The sequence below is a fragment of the Geodermatophilus amargosae genome, assembly GCF_041028265.1.
GTDB classification, from domain to species: domain Bacteria; phylum Actinomycetota; class Actinomycetes; order Mycobacteriales; family Geodermatophilaceae; genus Geodermatophilus; species Geodermatophilus amargosae_A.
Map to the genome: position 1 here is coordinate 450,953 of NZ_JABGCW010000003.1, position 13,138 is coordinate 464,090.

The 13,138-nt window shown below is 75.2% G+C and carries 19 protein-coding genes; 11 read left to right on the forward strand and 8 right to left on the reverse strand.

Annotated features, from left to right (window positions below; translation table 11 throughout):
- The first annotated feature begins 10 nt into the window (after positions 1-10).
- Positions 11-469: a hypothetical protein gene (locus HLV61_RS05455; RefSeq protein WP_369253372.1), complete on the forward strand. Its 459-nt coding sequence runs from the start codon at positions 11-13 to the stop codon at positions 467-469.
- Between the two features lie 429 nt (positions 470-898).
- Here the strand turns inward: HLV61_RS05455 and HLV61_RS05460 are convergent, their stop codons facing one another.
- Positions 899-1,645, reverse strand: a complete 747-nt coding sequence (locus HLV61_RS05460) for an enoyl-CoA hydratase/isomerase family protein (protein WP_369253373.1) — start codon at positions 1,643-1,645, stop codon at positions 899-901.
- A 123-nt stretch (positions 1,646-1,768) separates the two neighbouring features.
- On the opposite strand from HLV61_RS05460, the gene HLV61_RS05465 reads away from it, so the two are divergent.
- Together HLV61_RS05465 and HLV61_RS05470 are read left to right on the forward strand one after the other, a co-directional pair.
- On the forward strand, positions 1,769-2,824 hold the full coding sequence (locus HLV61_RS05465; RefSeq protein WP_369253374.1) for a hypothetical protein: 1,056 nt from the start codon (positions 1,769-1,771) through the stop codon (positions 2,822-2,824).
- A 63-nt stretch (positions 2,825-2,887) separates the two neighbouring features.
- Positions 2,888-4,066 carry an LLM class flavin-dependent oxidoreductase gene (locus HLV61_RS05470; protein WP_369253375.1) on the forward strand — a complete coding sequence of 393 codons (1,179 nt, stop codon included), beginning with the start codon at positions 2,888-2,890 and terminating at the stop codon, positions 4,064-4,066.
- Between the two features lie 28 nt (positions 4,067-4,094).
- Here HLV61_RS05470 and HLV61_RS05475 read toward each other — a convergent pair whose 3' ends face one another.
- Positions 4,095-4,892, reverse strand: coding sequence for an SDR family NAD(P)-dependent oxidoreductase (locus HLV61_RS05475; protein ID WP_369253376.1), 798 nt, complete (start codon positions 4,890-4,892; stop codon positions 4,095-4,097).
- A gap of 18 nt (positions 4,893-4,910) precedes the next feature.
- Positions 4,911-5,480 (reverse strand): TIGR03086 family metal-binding protein, encoded by a 570-nt coding sequence (locus HLV61_RS05480; RefSeq protein WP_369253377.1) that lies wholly within the window; start codon positions 5,478-5,480, stop codon positions 4,911-4,913.
- Positions 5,481-5,537: 57 nt separating this feature from the next.
- Between HLV61_RS05480 and HLV61_RS05485 the strand changes: the two genes are divergently transcribed.
- The 6 genes from HLV61_RS05485 to HLV61_RS05510 all read left to right on the forward strand — a co-directional run bounded on the left by HLV61_RS05485 (position 5,538) and on the right by HLV61_RS05510 (position 8,382).
- Positions 5,538-6,314, forward strand: coding sequence for a DUF6308 family protein (locus HLV61_RS05485; RefSeq protein ID WP_369253378.1), 777 nt, complete (start codon positions 5,538-5,540; stop codon positions 6,312-6,314).
- A 30-nt stretch (positions 6,315-6,344) separates the two neighbouring features.
- Positions 6,345-6,968, forward strand: coding sequence for a DUF6308 family protein (locus tag HLV61_RS05490; protein WP_369253379.1), 624 nt, complete (start codon positions 6,345-6,347; stop codon positions 6,966-6,968).
- A gap of 36 nt (positions 6,969-7,004) precedes the next feature.
- Positions 7,005-7,226, forward strand: a complete 222-nt coding sequence (locus HLV61_RS05495) for a hypothetical protein (RefSeq protein WP_369253380.1) — start codon at positions 7,005-7,007, stop codon at positions 7,224-7,226.
- Complete coding sequence (locus tag HLV61_RS05500; RefSeq protein ID WP_369253381.1) at positions 7,223-7,606, forward strand: type II toxin-antitoxin system VapC family toxin; 384 nt, start codon at positions 7,223-7,225, stop codon at positions 7,604-7,606. The genes HLV61_RS05495 and HLV61_RS05500 overlap by 4 nt, the downstream gene beginning before the upstream one ends.
- A 78-nt stretch (positions 7,607-7,684) precedes the next feature.
- Positions 7,685-7,891: a hypothetical protein gene (locus tag HLV61_RS05505; protein ID WP_369253382.1), complete on the forward strand. Its 207-nt coding sequence runs from the start codon at positions 7,685-7,687 to the stop codon at positions 7,889-7,891.
- 65 nt (positions 7,892-7,956) lie between these two features.
- Positions 7,957-8,382, forward strand: coding sequence for a DUF1810 domain-containing protein (locus HLV61_RS05510; RefSeq protein WP_369253383.1), 426 nt, complete (start codon positions 7,957-7,959; stop codon positions 8,380-8,382).
- A gap of 62 nt (positions 8,383-8,444) precedes the next feature.
- Here the strand turns inward: HLV61_RS05510 and HLV61_RS05515 are convergent, their stop codons facing one another.
- A complete protein-coding gene (locus HLV61_RS05515; protein ID WP_369253384.1) occupies positions 8,445-9,056 on the reverse strand; it encodes a GNAT family N-acetyltransferase in 612 nt (203 codons plus the stop codon).
- 123 nt (positions 9,057-9,179) lie between these two features.
- On the opposite strand from HLV61_RS05515, the gene HLV61_RS05520 reads away from it, so the two are divergent.
- Complete coding sequence (locus HLV61_RS05520) at positions 9,180-10,235, forward strand: glutathione S-transferase family protein (protein ID WP_369253385.1); 1,056 nt, start codon at positions 9,180-9,182, stop codon at positions 10,233-10,235.
- Positions 10,236-10,244: 9 nt separating this feature from the next.
- Positions 10,245-10,877, forward strand: a complete 633-nt coding sequence (locus HLV61_RS05525; RefSeq protein ID WP_369253386.1) for a TMEM175 family protein — start codon at positions 10,245-10,247, stop codon at positions 10,875-10,877.
- A 3-nt stretch (positions 10,878-10,880) separates the two neighbouring features.
- Here the strand turns inward: HLV61_RS05525 and HLV61_RS05530 are convergent, their stop codons facing one another.
- The 4 genes from HLV61_RS05530 to HLV61_RS05545 form a co-directional block, all read right to left on the reverse strand.
- Positions 10,881-11,141, reverse strand: a complete 261-nt coding sequence (locus HLV61_RS05530) for a hypothetical protein (protein WP_369253387.1) — start codon at positions 11,139-11,141, stop codon at positions 10,881-10,883.
- Between the two features lie 63 nt (positions 11,142-11,204).
- Positions 11,205-11,453 carry a hypothetical protein gene (locus tag HLV61_RS05535; RefSeq protein ID WP_369253388.1) on the reverse strand — a complete coding sequence of 83 codons (249 nt, stop codon included), beginning with the start codon at positions 11,451-11,453 and terminating at the stop codon, positions 11,205-11,207.
- A gap of 50 nt (positions 11,454-11,503) precedes the next feature.
- On the reverse strand, positions 11,504-11,668 hold the full coding sequence (locus tag HLV61_RS05540; protein ID WP_369253389.1) for a hypothetical protein: 165 nt from the start codon (positions 11,666-11,668) through the stop codon (positions 11,504-11,506).
- A 339-nt stretch (positions 11,669-12,007) separates the two neighbouring features.
- Positions 12,008-13,138, reverse strand: a 1,131-nt coding sequence (locus tag HLV61_RS05545) for a hypothetical protein (protein ID WP_369253390.1), incomplete at its 5' end; no start/stop codon positions are given.

A 13,138-nucleotide genomic window follows, 5' to 3' on the forward strand; every position in this document is an offset into this window, starting at 1 on the left:
GGTGTGCCGCATGACCACACCCGTTCTCGCCGACGTCCCCGTCCGCTCGCCGCGCGCGCTCACCCGCCGCTGGGCGAGCCTGCTGCAGCCCCTGGTCTTCGACACCCGCAGTCTCTGGCTGGCCTGGATCGGTCCGGACGGCCGGCAGTCCCCCGCCCTCGTGCCGATCGACGACGTCCCCGCCCGACCCGACCTGCGACTGGTCAGCGGGCTGCTCGGAGTCCACGACGAGGTGGCCGCCTCCCTCGGGTCCAACGACGTGCTCCTGGCGATGGCGCTGTGCCGTCCCGGCGAGCCGGTCGAGACCGGGGACGACACCGACTGGCTCCGCGCCTTCCACGAGGTCCTCGGCGTCGAGCTGGACCAGGCCTGGAGCCTGCACCTCGCGGCCGGCGGGCGGGTCGAGCCGCTCCTCGAGGCGCAGTACTTCCTCGGCCAGGTCGCGCGATCGACGGACGGTCCCCGGTGACGGTGCGGTACGGCTGGCTCCCCGAGGACCGCGACGCCGTCCTCGTGACGCCGCCTGCCGCGGGAGGCGCACCGCGACGCCGCGACCTCGTCGCCGCGAACCAGCGCCACGACTGGCGCGTCTCCTGGGAGCTGCTGTGCTCCGGCGTCCAGGCCGACCACGGGACGTTCGCGCGCTGGAGCCGCGGTCACGACGAGGCCGCCGCCGTCACCGGACCGCTTCCCGACGGCCTGAGCGTCGCCATCGGGGACGTCCGCCCCGCACGGCGACCGCGACGACCGGTCCTACACCGTCGACGTCCGGCTCAGCCGCAGCGACGAGATCCGCGTGGAGCAGATGTCCGTCGTGGAGGAGGCGGGCGGTCACCGCGCCTGCGGGCAGGCGTGACGCGGCCGGCGCCCCGGTCCACCGCCGAGGCGCCCGGCGTCCTCAGCCCTGGGCGGAGCGCCGCATCGACCACATCTGCGCGGGGCGCTCGAACTGGGTGGCGACCTCCCAGCTCACCGCGCCGTTGACGACCTCCCTGCGGAAGTTGCCCACGGCCACCCGGGCCAGCTCCGGATCGGCGGCCACGCGGCGCGCGAGCTCCAGCGCGCGGTCCTCGACGGCGGCCTCGCCGACCGACTCCCACGCCAGGCCGAGCTCGACCGCGCGGGTCCCGTTGATCTCCTCGCCGAACAGCGCCATCGCCGCGGCGGCCTCGCGGCCGATCAGCCGGGACAGGATGACGAAGTGCCCGCCGCCCGGGTGCAGGCCGCGCTTGAGGAAGCCGGCCAGCAGCCGGGCGTCGTCGGCGACGATCCGCAGGTCGGCCGCCAGCAGCATGTTCATCCCGGCGCCGACGGCCGAACCGCGGACGGCGGCGATGGTCGGCACCTCGACCTGGCCCAGCCGGTAGAAGGAGTCGTAGATCCGGCCCATGCCGTCGTAGTTCTCCGGCGCGGCCGGGTCCTTGCCGGCGTTGGTCAGCGTCGCGACGTCCCCGCCGGCGCAGAACGACCTGCCCACCGCCCGCAGCACCAGCGCGCCGACCTCGGGCCGGGCGTCGACCTCGTCGAAGACGCCGATCAGCTCCGACGCCATCGCCGGCGTCAGCGCGTTGCGGCGGTCGGGCGCGTTGAGCGTCACCACCGCCACGCCGCCGTCGACCTCGAGCAGGACCTCGGCGTCAGCCACGAGCGCACCTCCGGATCTGGGGCCCGCGGGCCCGGGGACCATCCCGGGCATCAGACCACGGCGCGCGGTTGCCGCCCCGCGCGCCCCGGCTCCACACTCGCCGCACCGACCCCCGGAGCCCGCATGCCCGCCCGCCGCGCCGCCGTCGTCGTCGCCTTTGTCGCGCTCATGGCCACGGGGTGTACCGGTGGGGACGAGGAGCCCCCGCCGCCCCGGGAGTTCAGCGAGCTGCAGACCACCGTCGACCTCGACGCCGTCGCGCCCGGTGGCGTGGACGTCCTCGGCCTCGAGCCCGCCGACGACGGCGCGCTGGTCCTCCTCGGCGACACCGCCGAGCCCGGGATCGGCTACCTGGCGCCACTCACCGGCGACGGGCTCGGTGAGGTCCGGCGGATCGACGGCGTCGGCACGCAGCTGCTCGTCGCCGAGGACGGCACCGCGCTCGTGGTCGGCCCCGACCGGATCACCACCGTCCCGCCGGGGGGCGATCCCACGGTCACCGAGGTCGTGCTCAAGGAGCTCGTCGACGCCGCCCTCTCCCCCGACGGCCGCCGTCTCTACGCCGCCACCCCCGGCCGGCTGGTCGGCCTCGACCCGCGGACCGGGGAGACCACGGCCGAGACGGACCTCGACGAGGGGCTCACCGTGGCGGCGCTCGAGGCGGGTCGCGACGGGCCGGTCGCACTCATGAGCGACGCCCGCGCCCCCGACCTGGCCGACGTCGCCGTCCTGGGCACGTGGGACGAGGACCTGCGGCAGGCCGGGACGGTCGAGCTCGCCCCCGACCAGCCGGCCAGCATCCCCTCCGCGCTGCGCCTCGCCGACGACGGCACCGCCGTCGCCACGCTCACCGCGGGATCGGGCGACCCGTACCGCGTGGTGACCGTGCGGGACGGCGAGGTGCGGGCCTCGCACGCCGTCCCCGGCACCGACCGCCCCCTGGCCGACCTCGCCGTCTCCCCCGACGGGCGGGTGGCCTACCTGCCGGTGGCCGGTTTCGAGGTCACCTCCGGCGTGATCACGCTCGACCTGGCCGGCGGCCAGCAGCTCGCCGACGCGCGGCTGTGCGAGGGGCAGGCCACCTTCGGCCGAGTGGCGCTGGCCGGCGAGCGGCTCACCGTCATCGGCTCGTGCATCAGCAGCGAGGCGGCGTCCTCCACCGCCTTCGTCGTCGGCTGACCATGGCCAGCGGAGTGTGACCTGGGCCACGATGGCGCCTTCCCCACTCCCGAGGAGGCCCTCATGGACCGACTGCGCTTCGGCACCTTCCTGGCACCCTTCCACCCCGCCGGCGAGAACCCGACGCTCGCGCTGCAGCGCGACCTCGAGCTCGTCGAGCACCTCGACCGACTCGGCTACGACGAGGCCTGGATCGGCGAGCACCACTCGGCCGGCACCGAGATCATCGCCTCACCGGAGATCTTCATCGCCGCGGCCGCCGAGCGCACGAAGCACATCAAGCTGGGCACCGGCGTCACGTCGATCAGCTACCACAACCCGCTCTGGGTGGCCGAGCGCATGGTGCTGCTCGACCACCTCACCCGCGGGCGCGCGATGCTCGGCTGTGGCCCCGGCTCGCTGCCCACCGACTCGATGATGCTGGGGCTCGACCCGACCGACACGCGCGAGCTGCTCGAGGTCGACCTCGACATCATCATGCGGCTGCTGCGCGGCGAGACGGTCACGCAGAAGACCCGCACGCACGAACTGGTCGACGCCCGGCTGCACCTGCGGCCCTACACGCAGCCGCGCTTCGAGGTCGCCGTCGCCGCCGTCGCCTCTCCCACCGGGCCGCGCATGGCCGGCACGCACGGCATCGGGTTGCTCTCGATCGGCGCGACCCTCAGCAAGGACGGCTTCGACGCGCTCGCCCACCACTGGAACGTCGTCGAGGAGCGGGCGGCGCACTTCGGCCAGACGGTGTCGCGGCGCGACTGGCGGCTGGTCGGACTCATGCACGTCGCCGAGACCAAGGAGCAGGCCTACGCCGACGTCCAGCACGGCATCGAGACGTGGTTCCGCTACTTCCAGAAGACGGCGGCGTTCCCGCAGATGGCGGTCGAGGGCGGTGACGCGACGGAGATGATCGACTTCATCAACGAGGCCGGCATCGGCGCGATCGGCACCGTCGAGGACGCCCGCGCCCAGGTGCAGCGGCTGTGGGACCAGTCCGGCGGCTTCGGCGCGATGCTGCTGCTCGGCCACGAGTGGGCCAACCCGCAGGCCACGAAGCGGTCGTGGGAGCTCATCGCCCAGCACGTCATGCCGCACTTCCAGGGCGGGGAGACCAGCCACGCGCAGGCGACGCTCGGCGCCAAGGAGTACGCGATGGGCAAGCGCGAGGACTACGCCGCCGCGCAGATGGCCGCCGTGGCCACGATGACCGAGCGCTACGAGAAGGAGAAGGCGGGCCAGGCCTGACGACGGCGGTCGGGTGGCGGCGGCGCCGTCACCCGACCAGCTCGTCGGACAGCCTCCGCAGCCTCTCGCGCGCGAGAGGGTCGTAGGCCTGCTCGTGGGCACGGGTCTCGCGGACGCCGTCGAAGTAGCGCCCGGTCACGCCGGCCAGCTCCGGGTCGACGACGAGCCGCGCCGTCGCCTCGACGCCCTCCTCGATGGTCGACGTCGGGTTCGCGACGATCTTCGTCGGCATGAACGTGGCCGGGTGCAGCGCGTTCACCGTGACGCCGGTGCCCTGCAGCTCCTCGGCGAGGTCCACGGTCGACAGGATCTGCGCGAGCTTGCTCTGGCTGTACGCGCGCGTGCCGCTGTAGCCCTTCGTGAGCTGGACGTCGTCGAAGTCGATCGGCATCTGCGCGGCCGAGGAGACGTTGACGATCCGCGCCTCGCCCGCCGCCCTGAGCAGCGGCAGCAGCTCGCGGGTGAGCAGGTAGCCGGCCAGGTAGTTGACGGCGAACCGCAGCTCGAGGCCGTCGGCGCTCTCCTGCCGCCCCGGCCCGCCCGGCACGTCGCGGCCGATGCCGGCGTTGCTGACCAGCACGTCGAGCCGGTCGACGTCGGCCTCCACGGCCTCGGCCATCGCGCGGACCTCCGCCAGGGACGACAGGTCGGCCCGGTACGACCGCGCGCCCGGCCCGAGATCGGCGAGCAGCGCCTGCAGCCGCTCCTCGTCCCGCCCGTGGGCGAGCACGGTCATGCCGCGACCGGCGAGGTCGAGGGCCAGTGCGCGGCCGAGGCCGTCGGTGGCACCGGTGATCAGGACGATCTGCTCGTTCAGCGGTCGCATGCCCGCGAGCCTCGTCGCTCAGGTCGGCGGCTTCCACCCGGGGTCGCGGCCGGTGGCGCCGAGCAGCCGGTCCAGCGCCGGGGCGTCGTCGGGGACCGGCACGCGGGGGCCGTAGAGGTCCGGCGGGCGGTCGTCGCCGAAGGAGTCGGCGAATGCGCGGCAGGCGTCGGCGTCGGCGGGGTCGACGTCGTAGGGCTGGCCGGTGGCGGCGGCGAGGTCCCAGCCGTGCACGACCACCTCGTCGAGCGCGACGACGGCGGTCACGTCCCCCGGCATCTCGACCCCGCCGGCCGCGGTCATGCCCTCGTGCGCCGCCGGGTCGCGCCACGCGGCGGCCAGCGCGTCGAGCTCCGCGGGGATCCGGGTGCGCCAGTCGGGGGGCAGCATCCCGGGGTCGGCGGACGCCTGGCCGTCGACCGGCGTCTTCTCACCCGCCATGCGGAAGGCGTACGCCAGCCCGGCCAGGTGGGCGAGGAGGCCCGCCACCGGGGTGCCCTCGCACGGGGTGGGGTCGGACAGCTGCTCGTCGCGGATCCCGGCGACCACCCTCGCGGTGGTGGCCGCCGCCCGTCCCAGGTCGGTCGTCATGGGAGTACGACCGCCGGCGCCCCCGGGAATGAGCGGTGGCGGAGTTCAATGGGATCCGTGGTGGGGGGACCGGACGTCGCTGCCCTCGTGCTCCCGAGCGCGGGGCCCGACCCGATCCCGATGGCCACCGCGCTGGCCGCCGTCCTCGGGTACGCGCGCGGGCGCCGGCCGCTGTTCTTCCGCTCCCCCAGCTCCCCGCAGGGCCGGTGGGTGCAGGTGCTCGCCTACGCGATGGACCGGTTCGACGGCCAGCCGGCCGAGGCCGCCGACGGCCCCACCGACCGCGACGTCCTGCTCGCCGAGGGCCTGCACGGCCGGCTCGACCCGGCGGCGTGGTCGGCCGTCCGCGCGCGCCTGACCGCCGCCTGGCCGCAGCTGCAGCCGCTCCTCGACCGCGCCGCCGGCCGGGCGTTCTGGGAGCTCCCCGACGACGAGTTCTCCGTCCTCGCCGAACCCGGCACCGTGGGCGCGGCCCTCCGCTCGCTGGCCGAGGGCACCGGCGCGCGGCACGTCGTCGCCGCGCTGCACCACCGGCACCCGGCGCTGGTCCCGCTGCTCGACGGCGTCACGCTGCGCCAGCTGTGGGGCCACCTCCGCGAGGGCGACAGCGGGCCCGAGGCCGTCGTCCACCGCGAGCTGGTCGCCAACGCCGGGGCGTTCGCCGTGCTCGAGACGGCGACGGCGACGCTGCTGGGCCGCCGGCTCACCCGGCTGCGGCTGCACGACGTCCTGCTGTGGCTGTCCGGATCGCTGCGGATGACGCACGCGGTCGCCGTCGGCCGGGCGCTGGCCGCCGGCTCCGAGCAGGGCCTCGAGGCGCTGCTGCCGGCCTGAGTCGTCGGACCCCTGCGGCACGGTGTCGCCGTGCTCGAGGACCTGCTCCGTCTCGTCGACGACCCGCGCGCCGTGGCCGACCTGCGCCGCTCCGACTCGCCCGTCCACCCGCGACGGCGCTTCGAGTTCCTCGGCGATCCCGACCCGGTCCGGGTGACCGCCGCCGATGTGGTCGCGCTGACGCTGGTCGGCGTCCCGGTACCGGGCGGCGTCGCACTCGACCTGCTGGAGGGCGACCTCGGGCTCGACGTCGCCGACCTGCTGCGGCACGTCCCCGCCGACGTGCCGGTCACCTCACCCCTGGCCGTCGACCTGCTCCCGGTCCTCGACGTGGCGCGGTACCTGCTCGAGGAGCCGGCCGGGATGGACCTGCGGACGGCGGGGACGCTGCTCGCCCGCAAGCGGCCGCTGCTGGTGCCGGTGCCCGACCCGGTCGTGCTGTGCGCGCTGGGATGGGCGGACGACCCGTGGGGCTGGGCGTTCCCCGCCTTCAGCGCGGACGGCGGGGTGCTGGGCGACGTCGTGGCCGCGGCCCGCATGGAGGCCGGACTCGTGACGACGGGCGACCTGCGTGCGTTCGAGACCGTCGTGTGGATGCGCCACCACAGCGAGCACCTGCGCACCTCCTGCCCGGGCCTCCGTCTCTCTGCGTGAGCACATTCTGCTTGCACACTGCTAGCATCGTGCGACATGAGGACGCTGTACCTGCGGAACGTCCCGGACGACGTCGTCGACCGCTTGGAGCGGCTGGCTGTCCGCGAGGCGACGTCCGTCGGGGCACTCGCCGTCCGTGAGCTGTCCGAGGCCTCCCGTCGCGCCGACAACCCCGCGCTGCTGGGCGCGCTGCCCGATCTCGGCGTCCCGGCCGAGGACGTCGTCGCCGCCGTGGACGCCGAGCGCGCCGGACGGTGATCGTCGCCGACGCCTCGGCAGTCGTCTCCGCCCTCCTGAACGCCGGCGCGGCTCGCGACCTGCTCGCTCACGAGCGGATCCAGGTACCCCACCTGGTCGACGTCGAGGTGGCCGGCGCACTGCGGCGCACCGTGTCCGCCGGCACCGTCACGGCGGACGAGGGCTGGGCGGCGCTGGACACCTGGCGGCGGCTCGGGGTCACGCGCCACCCCGTCCCCGGCCTGCTCGACCGGGTCTGGCAGTTGCGCGAGAACCTGACCGCCTACGACGCCACCTACGTGGCACTGGCCGAGGCCCTCGACTGCCCGGTCGTCACCGCCGACGGGCGGCTGGCGCGTTCCCCCGGTATCCGTTGCGCCGTCACGGTGGTACCGCGCTGACCCCCGTTCCGATGGACCCCCGCGCCTGCCGATAGCCGAGCGGAACGGGCGCGACCGCGCCCCTGCAGAGAGGACCGCATGCTCCCCCGCACCCGGCTCGAGTCCCTCCGGGGAGCACCCCGCCCGCTCTCCACCGGCCACCTGCTGGCCGACTGCGAGCGGTGGTGCCGCGACAACCTCCCGCCGCGGCAGGTCCGGCGACTGCGGTCCGTGCCCGCCCCGACCCGTGCGGGGTCACTGCGGGTCGGCGCACGGGCGCTCGCCGGGACGGCGCAGGCCTGCTGAGGCTCCGGGTCAGCGCAGGACGGCCGTCGAGTGTCGGTCGGCCGCGAGGGGGGCAGCCCTCCGCCATGACCGACGACGACCCGTACGAGCTGCACCGCTTCGTCGACGCGCAGACCGACACCTACGTGCAGGCCCTGTCCGAGCTGCGCGCCGGGCGCAAGACCAGCCACTGGATGTGGTTCGTCTTCCCGCAGGTGGCCGGGCTCGGCCGCAGCGCGACGGCGCAGCGCTACGCGATCTCGGGGCTCGACGAGGCGCGCGCCTACCTCGCCCACCCGGTGCTCGGCGCCCGGCTGGTCGAGTGCGCGGAGGCGCTCACGTCGCTGCCCGGCTCCGACGCCGGCGCGGTGCTGGGGCCGGTCGACGCCCAGAAGCTGCGCTCGTCCATGACGCTGTTCGCGCACGCCGGCTCCTCGCAGCCGGCGTTCCGCGCCGTCCTGGAGCAGTACTTCGGCGGGCAGGAGGACGACGCGACGACGTCCCGGTTGTAGTCCTGCGCGCAGTCGTGCTCTGCCCACAGCTGGGGGCAGAGCACGACCGTGCGAACGGCGGGTCAGCGGGGATCCCGCCACATGGGGGTCATCGGCGGGCAGCCGGGCGGCATGTCGAGCGTGCCGTGCTCGACGAAGCCGTGGCGGCGGTAGAGGGAGAGGTTCCGCTCGCAGGTGGCCTCCAGGTAGGCCGGCAGTCGCTCGGTGTCGCACCGGTCCAGGACCGCCTGCAGCAGCGCGCCGCCGAACCCCTGCCCCTGCCGCCCGGGGCGGGTGCCGATGTAGAGCAGGTACCAGTGCGACGGCAGCTCGCGGTGGTGGGCGAAGAGCGCCGAGCGCACCTGCTGGAAGACCCGCATCCGCCGCCCGCCGATCCGCAGCCAGGCCGGCAGCTCGCCCAGGTCCTCCCGGGAGGTCCCCCGCCAGTGGCCAGGCGGGAACCACACCGCGCCGGCGTCGCCGCCCGCCGCCGTCCACAGGCCGCCGTGCGCCAGGCTGCGCGCGCCGTCGACGGCGAAGACGCGGCGCACGCGCTCGTCCCGGGCGCGCACCCCTCGCGGCAGGAGGTGACTGAACAGCAGGTCGTCGGCGAAGGCCGCGGCCAGCGTCCGGCTGAGGCGCTCGACGTCCCCGGAGGTGGCGCGGCGGACGGTCTGCTGCAGGTGCTCGCCCATGCCGGCGACGGTCCTCCCCCGCGGGCCGCCGCCCCAGGGACCTGCGGCCCTGCGCTGCGCGCGGGGTTGCGGGCCTCGATCGTCCACCGGGCGGTGGGAGCCGCCGTCGGCGAGGCTCGTCGGGTGAGCGACGACAAGGGATCCGGGTACGTCACCAGCGGCCAGGAGTACAGCCGCGACACCACCTACATCACCGACCGGATCACCTCCGACGGCTCGGGCCCGTGGCCGGTGGAACCCGGCCGCTACCGGCTGGTCATCGCCCGCGCCTGCCCGTGGGCCAACCGCGCGGCGATCGTGCGCCGGCTGCTGGGCCTCGAGCCGGCCATCTCCATGGGCATCTGCGGGCCCACCCACGACGAGCGCAGCTGGACCTTCGACCTCGACCCCGGCGGCCGCGACCCGGTGCTGGGCTACGAGCGGCTGCAGGAGGCCTTCCTCGCCCGCGACCCCGAGTACCCGCGCGGGATCACGGTGCCGGCGATGGTCGACGTCGCGACGAAGGCCGTCGTCACCAACGACTTCATGCAGATGACGCTGGACTTCTCCACGCAGTGGACGGCGCACCACCGCGACGGCGCCCCCGACCTCTACCCCGAGCACCTGCGGGACGAGATGGACGACGTCATGCAGCGCGTCTACACCGAGGTCAACAACGGCGTGTACCGCTGCGGGTTCGCCGGCGACCAGGCCGCCTACGACAAGGCCTACGACCGGCTGTGGACGGCGCTGGACTGGCTCGAGGAGCGCCTGGCGACCCGGCGCTTCCTCATGGGCGACACGATCACCGAGGCCGACGTCCGGCTGTTCACCACGCTGGCCCGCTTCGACGCCGTCTATCACGGCCACTTCAAGGCCAACCGGCAGAAGCTGGCGGAGATGCCGGTCCTGTGGGCCTACGCGCGCGACCTGTTCCAGACCCCCGGGTTCGGCGACACCACCGACTTCCCGCAGGTCAAGGAGCACTACTACGTCGTCCACGCCGACATCAACCCGACGCAGGTCATCCCGATGGGCCCGGACACCCGCAACTGGCTGACCCCGCACGGGCGGGAGGAGCTCGGCGGCTCCCCCTTCGGCGACGGCACCCCGCCCGGGCCGGTGGCCCCCGGCGAGGAGGTGCCCGCCGCGCACGGGCCGGGCGGCATCGGACACCGGCCGGACGAGGAGCGCCACTAACCTCCCGGCATGTCCGACGGCGATCCGCTCGACCCGGACGCCGCCGAGGTCGAGCGCCGCGCCGCCGAGCGGCTCACGTTCTTCTCCGACGCCGTCGTCGCGATCGCGCTCACCCTGCTGGCCCTCGAGCTCCCGGCCCCGGAGGGCAGGACGACGTCGGAGGTGCTGCGCTCGCTGGCCGACCACGGCTACGAGTACTCGAGCTTCCTCATCGGGTTCCTCGTCGTCGCCGCGCACTGGAACGCGCACCACCGCGTGTTCCGCTGGCTGACCGGCGTCCGGCCGCGGCTGGTCACGCTGTCCCTCACCTGGCTGCTGCTGATCGTCCTGACGCCGTTCCTCACCCGCGTCCTGACCGAAGGCGACCTCGACACGGTCCGGTTCGGCATGTTCGCCGTCGCGCAGGCACTGCTGCAGCTGGTGTTCGCGGCGATGGTGTCGCTGGCTGCGCGGGAGGGGTTGTTCGCGGCCGCGGCGCCGGCGGCCGCGACCGGCCATCCCTGGCGGCACGCTGCCCCGGGCGCGCTGGGGTTCCTCGTGGCGGTGCCGCTGTTCCCGCTGGTCGGCCGGTGGGCGTTCGTCCTGTGGGCGGCCGTGCCGGTGCTCTACGGGCGGCTGGTCGCCCGCCGCCTGCCGGACTGAGGGTCAGCAGCCGCCTCCGCCGCCGTCGCCCCCTCCACCGCCACCTCCGCAGTCACCGAGGCCGCCGCCGTCCGCGCCGGACACGACCGCGCCGCCGGTCAGGTAGCCCGGCGAGTGGGCGGAGCCCGCCCGCGCGCCCACGCCGTAGCCGCCGCCGGCCGCCCCGGTGCGTGCCCGACCTTCGGCCCGGGTCCGGAAGCGTTGCATCCCCAGCGCCAGGAGGAGGACGGCCGCCAGGACGCCGAGCAGCACGATGGTCGTCATGACGGAACGGTGAGGCACGCTCCCGCGGCGCGACAGGGTCCTTCGGCGCGTCGCTGCGACGGGTCAGTCCCCTCCGCCACCGCCTCCGCCGCCATCTCCCCCGCCGCCCCCGTCCCCGCCCCAGCCACCGCCGTCGGAGTGGCCGTGGTGGCCGCCGTCGTCGGACCAGGAGCCGCCGTCACCGGACCAGCCGGAACTCGAACCGTCGCCGCCGGAGCGGTGCCCACCGGCTGTCCGGCTCCGGCGCACCGCGCTGGTGAACATGGCGGCGATCACCAGCAGGACCACGGTCATCACGACGACGGGGAACACGGGCGGGACTGTGCCCGACGGTCGGGCCGAGCGACAGACGTCTGCGCGTCTCAGCTCGCGGCGCGCTCCTCCGGCAGGTCGCCCGTGCGCCGAGCCGACTCAGCGGCGTTCGCCAGGGTGCCCCGGTCCAGCCACTCGAGGAGGAACCGCGAGCCGTGCACGTCGACGACGGTGGCGCGTTCGGGGAGCGGGCGCGGCACACGCGGAGTCGTCATGACGTCATGACAGCACATCGACGTGTCGGGAGCATGGCCTCGCGGCGTCGTCCGGGTGTCGCGATCGTCCAGGGATCTCAGGAGAGCGGTCGACGGGGGCGGGGCCGCGGTGTGGCCACCGCCCCCGTCGTCCTGAGAGCTGGGCGGGGAGGTCAGGGGTGCCGCTCCGACGCAACCGCCGTCCGCGGAACCCCCAGCCCCGATACCTCCCCGCCCGGTGGCCCGGACCCAGCGGGAGCCAGGTCGGGGTCACGCCCGGGAAGGCAGCGCACGGCCGCGGTGCGGTGCGGGAGGGACCCCGACCTCGACCCGGCGGCTGGTGCGCGCCTGGGAGGGAGGTCAGTCGGGAGAGAAGGACGGGTCGCGCAGGACGGCGGACGCGACGGCCGGAGCCAACGTGGGCGCCTCGACGGTGGAGACGGCGGAGGGCGGCAGCCAGGCCGGGCAGACGGCGGCAAGGGCGGTCAGCGACGTCGAGGACGACATCGTGGGCGCCGTCGGCGCGATCGGCTTCGGCTCGGGCGGGGCCGGGGACGCGGGCTCGGTGGGGAGCTCGGCCGGGAGCGGCGGGTCGACGGGCTGCGAGCCGGTGGTCTGCTCGCGCGTCGTGGTCCGGTCGGCCGGGACGGCGGTGCCGGCGGTCGACGTGAGCCACTCGCAGAGCTGCCCGGTCCGGAGGAGGGCGACGGAGAGCGGCTCCTGGGTCACCGCGGCGATCGCGCCGATGATCGGGACGACGGCGGTGGTGCCGGGCTCGGTGGTGCCGGGCTCGGTGGTGACCGGCGCGGCGGCGGCAGCGCTGGGCGACGTGGTGGCCACCGGCGCCGACGGGGTGCTGGCCGCCGGCGTCTCGACGATCTCGACCACCGGGGTGACCGGCGGGGCCGCCGCCTCGACGACCGGAGGCGCGACCGGAGCCGGGACGTCCTCGACGACCGAGGCCACCTCGGCCTCGACCACCGGGACGACGACGGGGCGCAGGACCTCCCCCACCACCGGCACCACCGGGGCGACGACGGGCGTCAGCACCTCCTCGACGACCGGCACCACGACGGTGTCGACCACCAGGACGACCGGGCGAACGACGTGCTCGACGACGGGCACGGCCGGAGGCACGACGCCCTCGACCACCGGGAGGACCGGCTCCAGCACCGGCTGGACCACGGCGTCGACGACGGGCGGCACAGCGTCGACGACCGGGGCCACGACGTGCTCGACGACCGGCCGCACCGGCGCCACGACCGGAGGCAGCACGCGCTCGACCACCGGAGCGACGACCGGGGGCACGACCGCCTCGACGACCGGCACGACGACGGTGTCGATGACCGGGGCGACCACCGGGGGCAGCACGTGGTCGACGACCGGCCGCACCGGCGCCACGACCGGAGGCACGACGTGCTCGACCACCGGCACCACCGGACGCAGGACCGGAGGCACGACCTCCTGGGCGACCGGCGACGCGGTCGGCGG